Annotated in this window: 12 protein-coding genes; 5 read left to right on the forward strand and 7 right to left on the reverse strand. The window is 64.6% G+C overall.

All coding sequences use genetic code 11. From position 1 onward, the window contains the following. Positions 1-8: 8 nt before the first annotated feature. The gene (locus ACSJJT_RS07970) at positions 9-2219 is read right to left on the reverse strand and encodes an NADP-dependent isocitrate dehydrogenase (protein WP_435917800.1); all 2211 of its coding nucleotides are present in this window, start codon (positions 2217-2219) and stop codon (positions 9-11) included. A gap of 205 nt (positions 2220-2424) precedes the next feature. Between ACSJJT_RS07970 and ACSJJT_RS07975 the strand changes: the two genes are divergently transcribed. From ACSJJT_RS07975 to ACSJJT_RS07985, 3 genes are all read left to right on the forward strand, one after another. Next, positions 2425-3276, forward strand: coding sequence for a formyltetrahydrofolate deformylase (locus ACSJJT_RS07975; RefSeq protein WP_435917801.1), 852 nt, complete (start codon positions 2425-2427; stop codon positions 3274-3276). Between the two features lie 151 nt (positions 3277-3427). Then, positions 3428-4411, forward strand: coding sequence for a malate dehydrogenase (locus ACSJJT_RS07980; RefSeq protein WP_435917802.1), 984 nt, complete (start codon positions 3428-3430; stop codon positions 4409-4411). Between the two features lie 428 nt (positions 4412-4839). Next, on the forward strand, positions 4840-6195 hold the full coding sequence (locus tag ACSJJT_RS07985) for an aldehyde dehydrogenase family protein (protein WP_435917803.1): 1356 nt from the start codon (positions 4840-4842) through the stop codon (positions 6193-6195). Positions 6196-6244: 49 nt separating this feature from the next. On the opposite strand, the gene ACSJJT_RS07990 is transcribed toward ACSJJT_RS07985, so the two are convergent. Genes ACSJJT_RS07990 through ACSJJT_RS08000 form a run of 3 tightly spaced genes read right to left on the reverse strand, consistent with a single transcriptional unit; the run spans position 6245 to position 8458 of the window. Continuing rightward, the gene (locus ACSJJT_RS07990) at positions 6245-6577 is read right to left on the reverse strand and encodes a DUF3017 domain-containing protein (RefSeq protein WP_435917804.1); all 333 of its coding nucleotides are present in this window, start codon (positions 6575-6577) and stop codon (positions 6245-6247) included. Then, positions 6574-7437, reverse strand: a complete 864-nt coding sequence (locus ACSJJT_RS07995) for a bifunctional methylenetetrahydrofolate dehydrogenase/methenyltetrahydrofolate cyclohydrolase (protein ID WP_435917805.1) — start codon at positions 7435-7437, stop codon at positions 6574-6576. Before ACSJJT_RS07995 ends, ACSJJT_RS07990 begins: the two co-directional genes overlap by 4 nt. A 58-nt stretch (positions 7438-7495) precedes the next feature. Further along, positions 7496-8458 (reverse strand): hypothetical protein, encoded by a 963-nt coding sequence (locus tag ACSJJT_RS08000; RefSeq protein WP_435917806.1) that lies wholly within the window; start codon positions 8456-8458, stop codon positions 7496-7498. An 85-nt stretch (positions 8459-8543) separates the two neighbouring features. Between ACSJJT_RS08000 and ACSJJT_RS08005 the strand changes: the two genes are divergently transcribed. Then, positions 8544-11045, forward strand: a complete 2502-nt coding sequence (locus ACSJJT_RS08005) for an alkaline phosphatase family protein (protein ID WP_435917807.1) — start codon at positions 8544-8546, stop codon at positions 11043-11045. A gap of 307 nt (positions 11046-11352) precedes the next feature. Next, the gene (locus ACSJJT_RS08010; RefSeq protein WP_435917970.1) at positions 11353-11673 is read left to right on the forward strand and encodes a hypothetical protein; all 321 of its coding nucleotides are present in this window, start codon (positions 11353-11355) and stop codon (positions 11671-11673) included. 110 nt (positions 11674-11783) lie between these two features. Here the strand turns inward: ACSJJT_RS08010 and purH are convergent, their stop codons facing one another. Genes purH through ribH form a run of 3 tightly spaced genes read right to left on the reverse strand, consistent with a single transcriptional unit; the run spans position 11784 to position 14485 of the window. After that, positions 11784-13334 (reverse strand): bifunctional phosphoribosylaminoimidazolecarboxamide formyltransferase/IMP cyclohydrolase, encoded by a 1551-nt coding sequence (gene purH, locus ACSJJT_RS08015; protein WP_435917808.1) that lies wholly within the window; start codon positions 13332-13334, stop codon positions 11784-11786. Next, positions 13331-13960: a phosphoribosylglycinamide formyltransferase gene (purN, locus tag ACSJJT_RS08020; protein ID WP_435917809.1), complete on the reverse strand. Its 630-nt coding sequence runs from the start codon at positions 13958-13960 to the stop codon at positions 13331-13333. The genes purH and purN overlap by 4 nt, the downstream gene beginning before the upstream one ends. Positions 13961-13969: 9 nt before the next feature. Beyond that, entirely contained in the window at positions 13970-14485 is a 516-nt protein-coding gene (gene ribH / locus ACSJJT_RS08025) for a 6,7-dimethyl-8-ribityllumazine synthase (RefSeq protein WP_435917810.1), read from the reverse strand. Positions 14486-14497 lie beyond the last annotated feature (12 nt).

Consider the following 14497-nt stretch of genomic DNA (forward strand, 5'->3'; position numbering starts at 1 on the left):
GCCGACACTCACAGGGATTCAATGATGGCATTGAGGGTCGAGCTGGGACGCATGGCGTCCTCAACGAGCTCCTCGTCAGGGTGGTAGTAACCGCCCATGTCGACCGGATGGCCCTGGACGCCGTTGAGTTCCTCGAGGATTTGGGCCTCGCGGGCAGCCAGCTCGGTGGCGACGTCGCAGAACCGGTCAGCGAGTTCGGGATCGTCCTTCTGGTCAGCCAGCTCTGCAGCCCAGTAGCGGGCCAGCCAGTAATGGGAACCACGGTTGTCGATCTGGCCGAGCTTGCGGGCCGGTGAACGGTCGTTCTCCAGGAAGGCGCCGATGGCCTTGTCCAAGGTGGCTGCGAGGACTCCCGCCGTGGTACCCTCGGTGGTCTGGTCGATGTGCTCCAGGCAGGCGCCCAGAGCGCAGAACTCACCCAGGGAGTCCCAGCGCAGGTAGTCCTCGGCGACGAACTGGGCCACGTGCTTGGGGGCCGAGCCACCGGCACCGGTCTCGAAAAGACCACCACCGGCCAGCAGTGGGACGACCGAGAGCATCTTGGCGCTGGTGCCGATCTCAAGGATCGGGAAGAGGTCGGTCAGGTAGTCACGCAGCACGTTGCCCGTCACCGAGATGGTGTCCTCACCGCGACGGATGCGCTCCAGGGTGAACTTCATGGCCTCGGCCGGGGCGAGGATGTGGATGTCCAGACCCTCGGTGTCGTGCTCGGCCAGGTAGGTCTTGACCTTCTCGATGACGCGGGCGTCATGGGCACGGTTCTCGTCCAGCCAGAAGATGGCCGGGGTGTGGGTGATGCGAGCCCGGTCGACGGCCAGACGCACCCAGTCACGCACCGCGATGTCACGCACCCGGCTCATGCGCCAGATGTCGCCAGTCTCAACCTGCTGGCTCGTCAACACCTCGTCACCGGATCGCACCTCGACACGGCCGTCGTGGGCGATGGTGAAGGTGGTCGGGTGGGAGCCGTACTCCTCGGCCTTCTGGGCCATCAGGCCGACGTTCGGGACATCGCCCATGGTGGCGGGATCGAGGGCACCGTTCTGACGGCAGTCGTTCATGATCGCGGCGTACATCGTCGCGTAGCTGCGATCCGGGATGCAGGCCAGGGTCTCCTGGCGCTTGCCCTCGGCGTTCCACATGCATCCGGAGTCACGGACGACGGTCGGCATCGAGGCGTCGATGATGACGAGATTGCCGGCGTGCAGGTTGGTGATGCCGTTGTCGGAATCGACCATGGCCAGGGCCGGACGAGCCCGGAACGCAGAATCGATGGCGGCCTTGATCTTGGCAGCGCGGTCTGCCGGGAGCTTGTCCACACGCGCGTAGAGATCCCCCAGACCGAGAGCCGGGTTGACGCCGACGGAGTCGAAGTCGTCACCATACTTGTCGAAGACGTCTGCCAGAAAGGTACGCACCGCGTGTCCGAAGATGACCGGGTCGGAGACCTTCATCATCGTCGCCTTGAGGTGAACCGACCACAGCAGGTCCTCCTCCTTGGCCTTGGCCAGGGTGGCGGCGTAGAACTCGTCAAGGGCATTGACGGACATGTAGGTGGCGTCGACGATCTCTCCCTCGAGAGTCTTGATGCCACCAGCGAGGGGGGTCTCAGAGCCGTCACCCCCGACGAGAACGATGTCGAGATCCTGGCCCTTGGAGACGAAGGACTCCTCATGGTCGAAGAAGTCGCCGTGGTCCATGTGGGCGACGCGAGCCTTGACCTGATCGGACCACGTGCCCATGCGGTGCGGATGAGCCTTGGCGTAAGCCTTGACGGCTGAGGGGGCACGTCGGTCGGAGTTGCCCTGACGCAGCACCGGGTTGACAGCCGAGCCGAGCACGGTGGCGTAGCGAGCAGCGATCTCCTTCTCCTCGTCGGTCGAAGGCTTGTCCGGGAAGTCCGGCAGGTCATAGCCCTGGGACTGCAACTCGGCGATGGCGGCCTTCAGCTGTGGGATTGATGCCGAGATGTTCGGCAGCTTGATGATGTTGGCATCCGGGGATCCGGTGAGCTCACCGAGCTCGGCGAGGTGATCGGCCACCTTCTGGTCCTCGCCCAGACGATCCGGGAACTGAGCCAGGATACGCCCGGCAAGGGAGATGTCCGAGGTCGTGATGTCGATGCCCGACTCATTGAGGAATCCCTCCACGATGGGCAGCAGGGAAGACGAGGCGAGAGCGGGGGCCTCGTCGATCTTGGTCCAGACGATGGTGGGCATGCACGAACTCCTGTGGTCGAGGGAACGCCGCGATGCGGCCGTCGAAGGCCCGGTGCGACACTGCTGCTCACAATAGTGGAGGACGCGGACAACACAGCCCGGGCAGAAACGGAGCATGCGGGACACGCCTCACGCCACAGCCGTCTGTCAATCCGCTCCCCGAAACCACTCTCGTCATGACGCTGGGCCGACTACCGTACTGGTCATGTCGGAACCCCACGAGCTCGTCGTCACCTGGACCAGCCCCGATCAGCCCGGACTCGTCCATGCCGTCACCGGAGCATGCGCCCAGATTGGCGGCAACCTCACCGAATGCCAGCAGTTCACCAGCGCTGACACCGGACACTTCTTCATCCGACTGCAGGTCGAGTCGGTGAACTGCCGGGCCGATCTGGAATCTGCCGTGGCAGAACTTGCACAGCGCTACAACGCGACATTCCACATCGACGAACTGGGACGTCCGGTCCGCACCCTCATCCTTGCGTCCAAGGCACCCCACTGTCTGTCTCACCTGTTGTTCAACCGCGACACCGGTCGGCTGGCCATTGACGTCGTGCAGGTGATGGCCAACCACCCTGACCTCGCGGACCTGGCGCAGTTCCACAAGGTGCCGTTCCGGTGGCAGAAGGTCGACAAGGAGTCCAAGGCAGCCTTCGAGGGGGCCGTGCTGCGCACCGTCGATGATCTCGACGTCGAGTTGGTGGTCTTGGCCCGCTACATGCAAATCCTCTCGCCCGAACTCTGTGAGCAGCTGTCGGGCCGCTGCATCAACATCCACCATTCATTCCTGCCCGGGTTCAAAGGGGCCAACCCTTACCGCCAGGCGCATTCCCGCGGGGTCAAACTCATCGGGGCGACCGCCCACTTCGTCACCGTCGACCTTGACGAGGGACCCATCATCGAACAGCGGGTCCAGCGCGTGGATCATTCCCAGAGCGTCGCCCAGCTGACAGCCGTTGGACAGGACACCGAGTCGGCGACCCTTGACGAGGCCGTGCGTCTCTTCGCCGAACATCGCACCTTCCTGGACGGCATGCGTACCGTCATCCTCAGCTGAGGGGCCATGCAGCCGCTGGGCGTGCAACGGGAGATTTCTCACCGCGTCGAGCTGGTCCTGGTGAGTATTCTCCCCCGACCCACCTCACGCTCGGGCCGCGAGTACGCTCGGAGGTATCCAAGTGTCATCGAGGACTTTCAAGGAGAGATCCATGACCCAGACCCCAGTCAAGATTGCCGTCACCGGTGCTGCCGGCCAGATTTGCTACAGCCTGCTGTTCCGCATCGCCTCCGGTTCGCTGCTCGGCAACACTCCCATCGAGCTTCGTCTTCTCGAGATCACCCCGGCCCTCAAGGCCCTCGAAGGTGTCGTCATGGAGCTTGACGACTGCGCCTTCGGCAACCTCGTAAACATCGAGATCGGCGACGACCCGAAGAAGGTCTTCGACGGAGTCAACGCCGCCTTCCTTGTCGGCGCCATGCCCCGTAAGGCCGGTATGGAGCGTTCCGACCTGCTCACCAAGAACGGTGCCATCTTCACCGCCCAGGGCAAGGCCCTGAGCGAGGTCGCCGCCGACGACGTCCGCGTTCTCGTCACCGGCAATCCCGCCAACACCAACGCCCTCATCGCCGCCACCAACGCCACCGACATCCCGAACGATCACTTCGCCGCCCTGACCCGTCTGGATCACAACCGCGCCAAGACTCAGCTGGCCCGCAAGACCGGCAAGACCGTCAACGACGTGCGTCACATGACCATCTGGGGCAACCACTCCTCCACCCAGTACCCCGACGTCTTCCACGCCGAGGTCGCTGGCCAGAAGGCCACCGATCTGGTGGACGAGGCCTGGATCGAGAACGAGTTCATCCCGACCGTCGCCAAGCGCGGCGCCGCCATCATTGACGCCCGTGGCGCTTCCTCGGCCGCTTCGGCCGCCAACGCCACCGTCGAGTGCATGCGCGACTGGATGGGTTCCACCGCCGAGGGTGACTGGGTCTCCATGGCCATCCCGTCCGATGGCTCCTACGGAGTGCCTGAGGGACTCATCTCCTCCTTCCCCGTAACCGTCAAGGACGGCAAGGTCGAGATCGTCCAGGGTCTCGAGATCGATGACTTCTCGCGTGCCAAGATCGACGCCTCCGTCAAGGAGCTCGCCGACGAGCGCGACGCCGTCAAGGAGCTCGGCCTCATCTGATCGACCGATCACTGAGGGACGGGCCCGGGAACTTCAGTTCCCGGGCCCGTTCTGCGCGTCATGGCGCCATTTTCGGGACTTTGAGCAGGTTGTCGTCCGTCTGGAGAGATGCACCACACCCTTGCACGAACGTGCAAGGGTCCGGGTCGCCAAGTCCGCTCACAATGATGCTTGTCACCCTGTCGCTGCAGGGTTTTCATCGGTTCTTCAGCCCTCGATACACAGTGGCAAAAGCCACAAATGACCCTTCCTCCAAAATGCACATCAGTGCACGCCCAGGTTTGCCTCAACTGCACCTCGGACCTGTTCTTGGCTTAGCTCTGGACGAACGTGAGTGGCCATTCTTATGGTCGAAACGTCAGATGTCCTGATGTCCACCGCAAGGAGGCGGATCTCCCAGGACTCCACATCCGAAGGAGCCAGCAGCCATGACCACCACAGCCGAACGTCCCGTCACCGAACCCAACGTCGAGGACCTCGCCGGAGTCTTCAACGATGTCAATTCTGCGGTGGGCGCCGCTCGTAGGGCCTTTGTCGCCTTCTCGGAATGCTCCCTGGCCCAGCGTCGCGCCTTCGTTGATGCCGTCCGTGAGGCCGCGACCCAGCAAGACCGTCTGGAGTACATGGCCAGCGCTGCCGTCGAGGAAACCAAGATGGGCAACGCCCATCACAAAGTACTCAAGAACTTCTATGCTGCCACTCGCACCCCCGGTGTGGAGGACCTCGTCATTGAGGCCCATCAGGGTGACGACGGGCTCACCACCCTCGAGTACAGCCCCTACGGCGTCATCGGCGCCATCACCCCGACGACAAATCCCACCGAGACCATCATCTGCAACACCGTCGGCATGCTCTCGGCAGGTAACACCGTCGTCTTCAGCCCCCATCCGCGAGCCCGTCACCTCAGCGCCTGGCTGGTCGACATCCTCAACCGCGCGATGATGGAGGCCGGCGCCCCCGCCAACCTCATCACCCTCATCGCGAACCCGACCCCGTCCACCACCAAGCAGCTCATCGGCCACCCGGACATCACGATGCTGGTGGCCACCGGAGGCCCGCAGATCGTCAACATGGTGCTCTCGAGTGGCAAGAAGGCCATCGGCGCAGGGTCGGGCAACCCGCCCGTCGTCGTTGATGAGACCGCCGACATCGCCAAGGCCGCCACGGACATCGTCCAGGGTGCCGCCTTCGACAACAACCTGCCGTGCACCGCCGAGAAGGAGATGATCGTCGTCGCCTCGGTGCTGCCGGAGTTCATGACTGCGCTGCAGGCCAATGGCGCCCAGGTCATCAGCGACAAGGATGACCTTGCCAGGCTGCGGTCCTTGCTGCTCGATCCCTCAGGCGCCAAGCCCAACACCAAGTGGGTGGGCCAGGACGCTCAGAAAATCCTACGTGCCGCCGGTATCGAGCCCGAGCAGGACACCCGACTCATCACCATGGTGACCGACCCGCTGGACCCCTTCGTCCAGGTCGAGATGCTCATGCCGGTCGTCCCGGTGGTGCCTGCCGCCGATTACCTCGCCGCCATTGACCTGGCTGTCGAGTTGGAGCATGGCAACCGCCACACCGCGATCATGCACTCCAAGGATGTCTCGCGACTCGACCTCATGGCCCGCCGCATCCAGACGACGATCTTCGTCAAGAATGGACCGTCCTACGCGGGTATCGGCATCAACGGTGAGGGGTTCGCGACCTTCACCATCGCCGGACCGACTGGTGAGGGGTTGACCTCGGCCCGTAGCTTCGCCCGTCGGCGTCGTTGCGTCTTGGACGCACACTGAGCCAACAGCCACGTGCGTCTTTCTGGTGGCATGTACGTTGTCGAGGCCGTCACCTCGTCATGATGACGACGACCATGAGGGTTCCCAGCCCCAGCAAGAGCACCGAATCCACCCACCGTGCCCTTACTGCCAACAGTCCGGCGAGATTGTCAGGCAACACCGCTCTGAGCACACCTGCCAGCAGCGCCGAGGCAGCGAAGACCATCGCCCCACGCCGCCAGTGCCCCGTCGCCATGACGATCGCGGACGCGGCGACTCCGAGCAGGCACACGGTCAGCGCCCACCAGGACTCCAGGTGCCCCGTCGAGGCGACACGGCGGTCATCAGGTCGCGGTGACCGGGTGGCACCTCCGGTGGGTGCCTCAGCCGTTTGTCGACTCATGAAGGATCCGCAGCGAGCCGCTCGGCCCTGTCGACGACGTTGGACAGCAGCATGGCGCGGGTCATCGGACCGACCCCGCCCGGGTTGGGCGAGACCCATGCGGCCTTCTCCCACACGTCAGGAGCGAAGTCACCCTGGATCTTCCCCTCCGCCGACCGCGACACACCGACGTCGACCAGCACGGCTCCTTCGCGGATCATGCTCGCATCGATGAGCCCCAGGGCCCCAGCCGCGCCGACGATGATGTCGGCCTGACGGGTGTGGTCAGCGAGGTTACGAGTACCGGTGTGGCACAAGGTGACAGTGCAATTCTCACTGCGTCGAGTCAGTAGCAGTCCCAGCGGCCGACCAACCGTCGTGCCACGGCCCACCACACAGACGTTGGCTCCCGGCAGCTCGATCCCGTGACGGGTCAGCAGCTCGACGATGCCGCGCGGGGTGCACGGCAGCGGCGCCGGCTCGTTGAGCACCAGACGCCCCAGCGATGCGGGGGTCAGGCCGTCGGCGTCCTTGTCGGGATCAATGAGGTTGAGGGCCCAGTTGGTGTCGATGTGGCGAGGCAGCGGCAGCTGGACGATGTACCCCGTGCACCGCGGATTGGCATTGAGCCCACGAATCTCCTGGGCAAGATCCTCCGCCGTGACGTCACCTGGTAGGTCGACCCGGATCGACTCGATTCCCACCTGAGCGCAGTCGCGATGCTTGCCCGCGACGTACTGGTGCGACGCCGGATCATCCCCGACGAGCACCGTTCCCAGTCCCGGAACAACGTCCTTGTCGCGTAGGACTGCCACACGTTCGGCAAGCTCGGACTTGATGGTGGCAGCGGTGGCCTTGCCGTCGAGTTTCTGAGCTGTCATGGATCCTCCTTGTGTCACGGCCTCGACAAGCCACCATTTTGTCACGAGACACAGTCCCTCACCGACCGACGACCGAGGTGACGACGTCAATGACCCGATCAATGGTGTTCACGTCCATGACCGGCGGCAGACTGACGAGATCGTCCGGCCACTCGACGTCCAGATGACGCGGGCGGTCCCAGTACAACGGGCCGACGACACCGACCCTTCGCAACCCGTCAGCGATCTCCCCGGCATCCGGATGCTGAAGGACGACCGAGCACGAGGCCCTCGGATTGACCACGCGGATCGCCCCTGCCCCGGACACCCCGGCCACTACCTCGTCCCTCGTCCGGTCGACGAGCCGGGCATACCCAGTCAGATCACACGCCTCGAACTCACGCCGTGCGTCGTCATGTGGTGGCACCGGCGCCCAGCACTCGTCAGCCAGATCCTCTGCCGCCTCGAAGGTGGCCAGTCCCCGTCGAGCCAGGAAACGTCGTCGTGCCGCAGTGAGAAGCTCGTCCCCCTCGTCGCGTGCTCCCAGCAGACCGGACAGGTCGTGAGCGGCTCTGGCCCACGCCAACTCTGGCACCGGCAGGAGCTTTCGGGTACTGACGACCTCGACGTCAGCCGGTGACGACGACGGCGCCAGGAAGGAGTGGGTCCGATCGACGACCACGGGAATGTGGTGTCGTCGGGTTTCTTCGAGGACGTCAGCCAGGGCCGAACCAGGCTGGATCCCAAAGGTCTCGCAGCTCAACACCACCGGGTGTTCGCCTCGTCGACGACATGACGTCATGGTTGCGGCCAGGGAGTCGGCGTCCACCAGGAAATCGTCACCGATCTCCACCCGTCGCACCCGGTACCCCTCCAATTGCCACGGAGTGATCATCGTCTGGCAGCAGAACCACGGCACGACAAGGGTGTTCGCAGGAACACACCGGAACGGTGCGCGATCGCGACACACCCCGTCACGAAGCCATCTGGCGACCACGGCAAAGGCTTGACGCCCCAGTGCCACCCACGTCGTCGCCTGCATGCCACCACCACACATTCACCAGCAATTCCCTCGCTGTTCACCGGCTACTCTCTCACCTTCCGACTGCCGTGGGTAGACCGGTGCCATGCACACATCGCATCCTCGCCTCACCCGATTGGTGAGCGCCTCCGTCGCTGCCGGCATGGCTACCTTCGGGTTCGTCGCGCCGATCGCAAGCCATGCCCAGCCCAGCAACGAGCCCACACCCGGCGCATCCAGCAGCGCCACGAAACACACCGCCATCACCTCGACGAACGTTGCCAGCGGCAAGATCAAGCACGTCTGGCTCATTATCCTGGAGAACAAGTCCTACGACGCCACCTTCTCCGGACTCAACCAGAACTCCTACCTGTGGAAGGACCTGCCGAAGCAGGGCGCGCTGCTCCCCCACTACTTCGGCACCGGCCACTACTCGCAGGACAACTACACCTCGATGGTCTCCGGACAGTCCGCCGAGATGGACCTCCAGTCCGACTGCGACGTCGCCAACACCAGTTTCGGCTCGAACGCGTCGATCATCGACCGTCACACCGGCAAGGAGTTCGGGCGCGACGACAACTACGGCCAAGTTCTCTCGTTGGCCGGCCCGAACGCAGCCGATGGCAAGAATGGCTGCACCTACCCCAAGGACGTCCCCACCCTCTTCAACCAGTTCGACGCTGCCGGCGTCACCTGGAAGGGATACGCCCAGGACCTGCGCAACCATCCCGGCCGCGAGGACGGTCTGGCTGGCTCCCCCGGCACCCTGGAGAACACCCCGGACAACAACCCCAAGGCCATGAAGCCGACCGAGGAGGACAAGGCCAAGGGCATCACGTCTTTCACCGGCGCTCAGCCCGACGACCAATACGTCGCAAAACACTTCCCCTTCCCGTGGTTCCACTCCATCATCGGTCATGACGGCACTGGCAAGGATTCCTTGACCAAGCCCGCCGACGGTGGCATTCCGTCGGACTCCAAGCACATTGCCAACGCCGACGACCCGTCCAACGGACTTCTCACCGACCTGGCGAAGCCCGCCGACGAGGTACCGGCCTTCAGCTGGATCACACCGAACAACTGCTCGGACGCCCACGACGCCACCTGTAAGGGCAACAATCTTTCCGGCCTCTTCGACGCCGACGGCAAGCCGGACTACTCCAGGCCGCTGACCACCCCACCGAAGAACCACACCGGTGGCCTCTACGCCGCTGATCTGTGGCTGCGCTACTACATCCCGCTCATCGAGAAGTCGGATGCCTTCAAGGACGGTGGGCTCATCGACATCACCTTCGACGAGGCCAACCCACCCTTCACGAACATGTCGTTCAACAACGCCACCGATGACACCACCATTGCGAACACCGCCCGCAAGGAAGAGCTGTACACCTACTCCCCTCAGACCATCAAGGATCTCGCGGAGGGGTACAAGAAGTACGAGGCCAACACCTTCCCGAAACCGTCCAAGATGTCGAAGAACTACGTCAAGGCCGACCTCGCCGGGCAGAACATCAACGGCGAGAACGTCGACTGGGAGCCGACCGGCCCGAATTCGACCCTCGAGACCGACGAACACGGCAACCAGTTGTTCCCAGGACCGGGCGACAACGGTTACATCACCCGGCCGCCGTCCTGTGAGCAGGACACCGACCTGGTGAACGCCGACAAGTCCAACTGCGTGCACGGCGCCAAGAACACCGGCGCCGACTGGGGCTACTCCAAGGCCAAGACGATTGACGTCACCACCACTGCTGGCACCTCCACGTTGACCGGCAAGGTCACCGTCACCGATCTGGGTCGCAAGGTCACCGGCGAGGGCATCCCTGACGGTGCTTACGTCGGCAAGGTCGCCAACCAGGGCCCGAACATGGTCGCCGATCCCAAGGATGAGGTGACGAACCCCTCCTTCGTCATCGTCGATGCCAACGACAAGCCTCTGAAGACCACCGCTGACGTCACCTCGGTGACCCTGTCGGCAACTGGTGTCCCCGGACACCTGGCTGACGACCAGTCCCCGCTGGCCACCTTCAACGCCCAGGACGCCACCCCTGGCGGCGGTGCCACCGGGTCGGTGCTCATCTCCCCGTACATCAAGCCGGGGACCGTCTCGAACACCTACTACAACCATTTCTCATGGTTGCGCACCATGGAGGATCTCTTCGAGGTCTCCCGAGGCAATGACACCCGTGAGCTCGAAGCTGGCACCGTCTCCACCGGGCTCGATGGAGCCGGCCACCTCGGTTTTGCTGCTCAGGCTGGTCTGGGGACCTTCGGCAAGGACGTCTTCAACAACCTGCCGGCTGAGCCACAGCCGTCCGCCTCGACCACTCCGAGTACCTCGGTGACCCCGAATCCGTCGGCCACCACCACCTCGAGCGCCTCAGCCAGTGCATCCACGACCGCCTCCGCTACCCCGACTGCCACCGCCACCAGGAGCACTGCCCCCGGCGCTGCTCCTGGTGACGACGGCAACGGTTCGCACCCCAGCCTGCCGCGCACCGGTAATAGTGAGGTTTCCGACCCGGCTGCCGCGGAGTCCGCAATTGCCGGTCTGGTCGTCGTCGGTGCCGCCGTCTCTGCCTGGACCATCCGTCGCAAACGACGCTGAGAGGTGGGGGATGAGTACTCGTCACGCACTCGCCACGGGCCTTCGCAAGGCTGTCGTCGCCGGCCTGTGTACAGGTGTCGCCCTTGTCTCGGGATGCTCGGCGACCGGTCACGACGCCGCCTCGCCCGCGCCGTCAACCTCGGCCGAGGCTCACGATCTCGCCGAGCAGCTGGCTGCCCAGTCCATGCCTTCCTGGTTGCCCTCGCAGAGCGCCCCGGGAACCGTCGTCGGAACCGCCCAGAAGCCGGCCCTCTCCTACCAGGGAGTTGAGGTCAAGGTGAACCTTGACTGTGGCAACTCGGTGATCATGAACGTCAACGGTCCCACCGCCCCACCTGGAACGAAGGTTGGCGCGGAGGAAGCAGACCTCACGTGGACGGTGACAGTCCGCGAAGCGACCGGGACAGTTCCGCTGTCGGTCAAGCAGTTCAACGTTCAGGACGAAGCCGGCGAGTACCACTGGGCACAGCCGGTCAAGGGATCGACGATTCCCGCCACGATCAACAAGGGACAGGAGGTGACCTTCACGATCCACACCATCGCCTCCTCAGGCGAAGGGATGGTTCGCTGGGCACCTGACGGCAAGCACGTCGTCGCCCTGTGGGATTACATCGCTGAGCTCGACTGACCTCCCCGAAGAACCACGAGGGGCCCGGACCATCATGGTCCGGGCCCCTTCACGTGTCGTCTCGAGCTGACCCTTACGCCGAGATGTCCGTCTCGGCACGAGGTTCCAGATCAGTGGAAGAAGTGCCTCGTTCCCGTGAGGTAGAGGGCGACGCCAGCCTTGCGACAGGCCTCGATGGTCTCGTCGTCACGAATCGATCCGCCCGGCTCGACGATGGCCTCGACCTTGGCATCGAGGAGCACCTGGGGGCCGTCGGCGAAGGGGAAGAAGGCGTCGGATGCGGCCACCGATCCGGCAGCGCGATCGCCGGCCCGCTCCACGGCCAGACGGCAGGAGTCGACGCGGTTGACCTGGCCCATGCCGACGCCGACCGAGGCTGTGTCATGGGCCAGCAGGATGGCATTGGACTTCACCGAGCGGCAGGCCTTCCACGCGAAGAACAGATCGGCCAGGGTGGCATCGTCAACGGCCTCACCAGCAGCGAGGGTCCACTGGCTCGGGTCGTCACCCTCGGCCTGGAAGACGTCAGGCTCCATGGCCAGCAGGCCACCGTCGATCTGGCGCAACTCCCAGCCGGCCACCTTGGGTGCGAGCGCCTCCAGCAGGCGGATGTTCTTCTTACGAGACAGGATCTCCACGGCCCCGTCCTCGTATCCGGGAGCGACGACGACCTCGGTGAAGATCTCGGCGACCTGCTCGGCCATCTGGACACTGACCGGGCGGTTGGTGGCGATGACGCCGCCGAAAGCACTCAGAGAGTCACAGGCGTGGGCCTTGCGATGGGCCTCGGCAATGTCGGAACCGATGGCAATACCGCACGGATTGGAATGCTTGATGATGGCGACGCACGGCTCCTCGAAGTCGAAGGCGGCGCGACGGGCCGAGTTGGTGTCGACGTAGTTGTTGTAGCTCATGGCCTTGCCGTGGAGCTGACGGGCGCCGGCCAGTCCGGGTTCCCCGGTGCTCTGGTAGACCGCAGCAGCCTGATGGGAGTTCTCGCCGTAGCGCAGCGGCCGAATGAGCTCACCGGTCATGCCGACGAAGGCTGGCACTCCTTCGACGGCGACCCCGTTTCGGGTGGAGAACCAGGTGGCCACGGCGACGTCGTAGGCAGCGGTGTGGGCGATGGCTCGGGCCGCCAGGACCCGACGCTCCTCGACGGTGTAGCCGCCCTCGGACAGGGCGTCGGCGAGGTCCCCGTACTGGTCGGGGTTGGTGACGACGGCGACACTCGCGTGATTCTTGGCAGCCGCGCGGACCATCGCCGGGCCACCGATGTCGATCTTCTCGATGCACTCGTCGAAATCTCCCCCGCGGGCCACGGTCTCGGAGAAGGGGTAGAGGTTGCACACCACGAGGTCGAACGGCTTGACGTCGAGCTCGGCCAGCTGGTCGCGGTGGGACTCCAGGCGACGATCGGCAAGGATGCCGGCGTGGATCTTCGGGTGGAGGGTCTTGACGCGACCGTCGAGGCACTCCGGGAACCCGGTGACCTCATTGACCTCGATGACCCTCACCCCGTGGGAGGCCAGCTCCTTGGCAGTCGAGCCGGTCGAGACGACCTCGACCTTGGCGTCGATGAGGGCCTCGGCCAGCTGGTCAAGGCCGGACTTGTCGTAGACGGAGATGAGGGCGCGACGGATGGGTTGGCGTTCGCTCACTGTGGATCCTTCCGGGACGGTTCGGTGCCGAGTTCTTGGGTACCGGGGCGTGCCCCGGCAAGTTCTGTGACGACCTTGACGAGCATCTCGCGCTCCTCCACCTTGATACGTTCGTGGAGGGAGCCGACGGTGTCGTCGGTCAGGACGGGTACGGCCCGCTGGGCGAGGATCCGGCCGGTGTCGACCCCGGCGTCGACCATGAAGACGGTGGCACCGGTGATCTTGACACCGTAGTCGAGGGCGTCGCGGGGGCCGTGGATCCCGGGGAAGGACGGCAGCAAGGCCGGATGAGAGTTGATGGTGCGTCCCCCGAAACGATCCAGGAAGCTCGCCCCGAGCAGCCTCATGAAGCCAGCACAGACGACCAGATCAGGATCGAACCGGGACACGTCGTCGGTCAGCCGCGCGTCCCAGACCGCTCTCATGGAGGCCCGCTGGTCGGCGTCGGCCCGAGGAAGGGGTTCGGCGAAAGTGGGGATGCCGACCTTCTCGGCTCGTTGCAGGGCGACGGCGTCAGGCTGGTCGGAGCCGACGGCGACAATGGTCACCTGTTCGGGCAGGTTGTCTATGAGGGATTGCAACAGGGTTCCGGTGCCCGAGACGAGCACGACGACACGAAAGGTCACGACTCCACCCTAGGCCCTCAAAGTCTGCGTGGAGCGCGAGGCGATGACCGCGGACAGGGTCGTGAAGGTGGCGACGGCGGCTTGGGCGGCCTCATATCCCTTGTCCTCGTGGGACCTTTCAAGACCTGCACGGTCGAGGGCCTGGGCATCGTCATCGCAGGTCAGGACGCCAAAACCGATGGGGGTCTTGGTGCGCACGGCGATGTCGGTGATGCCCTGGGTGGCGGCGTCGCAGACGTAGTCAAAGTGCGGGGTTCCTCCCCGAATGACCACGCCCAGGGCGACGAGGGCGTCGAAGTGGTCTGCAAGGGCTGCACAGGCCACCGGGAGTTCGAAGGACCCTGGCACCCTGACGACGACAGGATCGACCACCCCGGCGTCGGCCAGGCCACGCAGGGCGCCGTCGAGCAGACCCGTCATGACCTTGTCATGCCATTGCGAGGCGACGATGGCGATCTGCAGGCCACCGCCGTCGACATTGCTGAGGTCAGGGGCAGCGGACCCCAGATTGGTACAAGAGCTCATGATCATTCTCCT

This window comes from Cutibacterium nasicola (assembly GCF_051303185.1).
Lineage (GTDB): Bacteria > Actinomycetota > Actinomycetes > Propionibacteriales > Propionibacteriaceae > Cutibacterium.

What these genes read in the sequence shown, in the direction of transcription:
- ACSJJT_RS07970 (WP_435917800.1), bottom strand. Translation starts at nt 2,219, where the DNA reads ATGCCCACCATCGTCTGGACCAAGATCGACGAGGCCCCCGCTCTCGCC.
- ACSJJT_RS07975 (WP_435917801.1), top strand. Translation starts at nt 2,425, where the DNA reads ATGTCGGAACCCCACGAGCTCGTCGTCACCTGGACCAGCCCCGATCAG.
- ACSJJT_RS07980 (WP_435917802.1), top strand. Translation starts at nt 3,428, where the DNA reads ATGACCCAGACCCCAGTCAAGATTGCCGTCACCGGTGCTGCCGGCCAG.
- ACSJJT_RS07985 (WP_435917803.1), top strand. Translation starts at nt 4,840, where the DNA reads ATGACCACCACAGCCGAACGTCCCGTCACCGAACCCAACGTCGAGGAC.
- ACSJJT_RS07990 (WP_435917804.1), bottom strand. Translation starts at nt 6,577, where the DNA reads ATGAGTCGACAAACGGCTGAGGCACCCACCGGAGGTGCCACCCGGTCA.
- ACSJJT_RS07995 (WP_435917805.1), bottom strand. Translation starts at nt 7,437, where the DNA reads ATGACAGCTCAGAAACTCGACGGCAAGGCCACCGCTGCCACCATCAAG.
- ACSJJT_RS08000 (WP_435917806.1), bottom strand. Translation starts at nt 8,458, where the DNA reads ATGCAGGCGACGACGTGGGTGGCACTGGGGCGTCAAGCCTTTGCCGTG.
- ACSJJT_RS08005 (WP_435917807.1), top strand. Translation starts at nt 8,544, where the DNA reads ATGCACACATCGCATCCTCGCCTCACCCGATTGGTGAGCGCCTCCGTC.
- ACSJJT_RS08010 (WP_435917970.1), top strand. Translation starts at nt 11,353, where the DNA reads ATGAACGTCAACGGTCCCACCGCCCCACCTGGAACGAAGGTTGGCGCG.
- ribH (WP_435917810.1), bottom strand. Translation starts at nt 14,485, where the DNA reads ATGAGCTCTTGTACCAATCTGGGGTCCGCTGCCCCTGACCTCAGCAAT.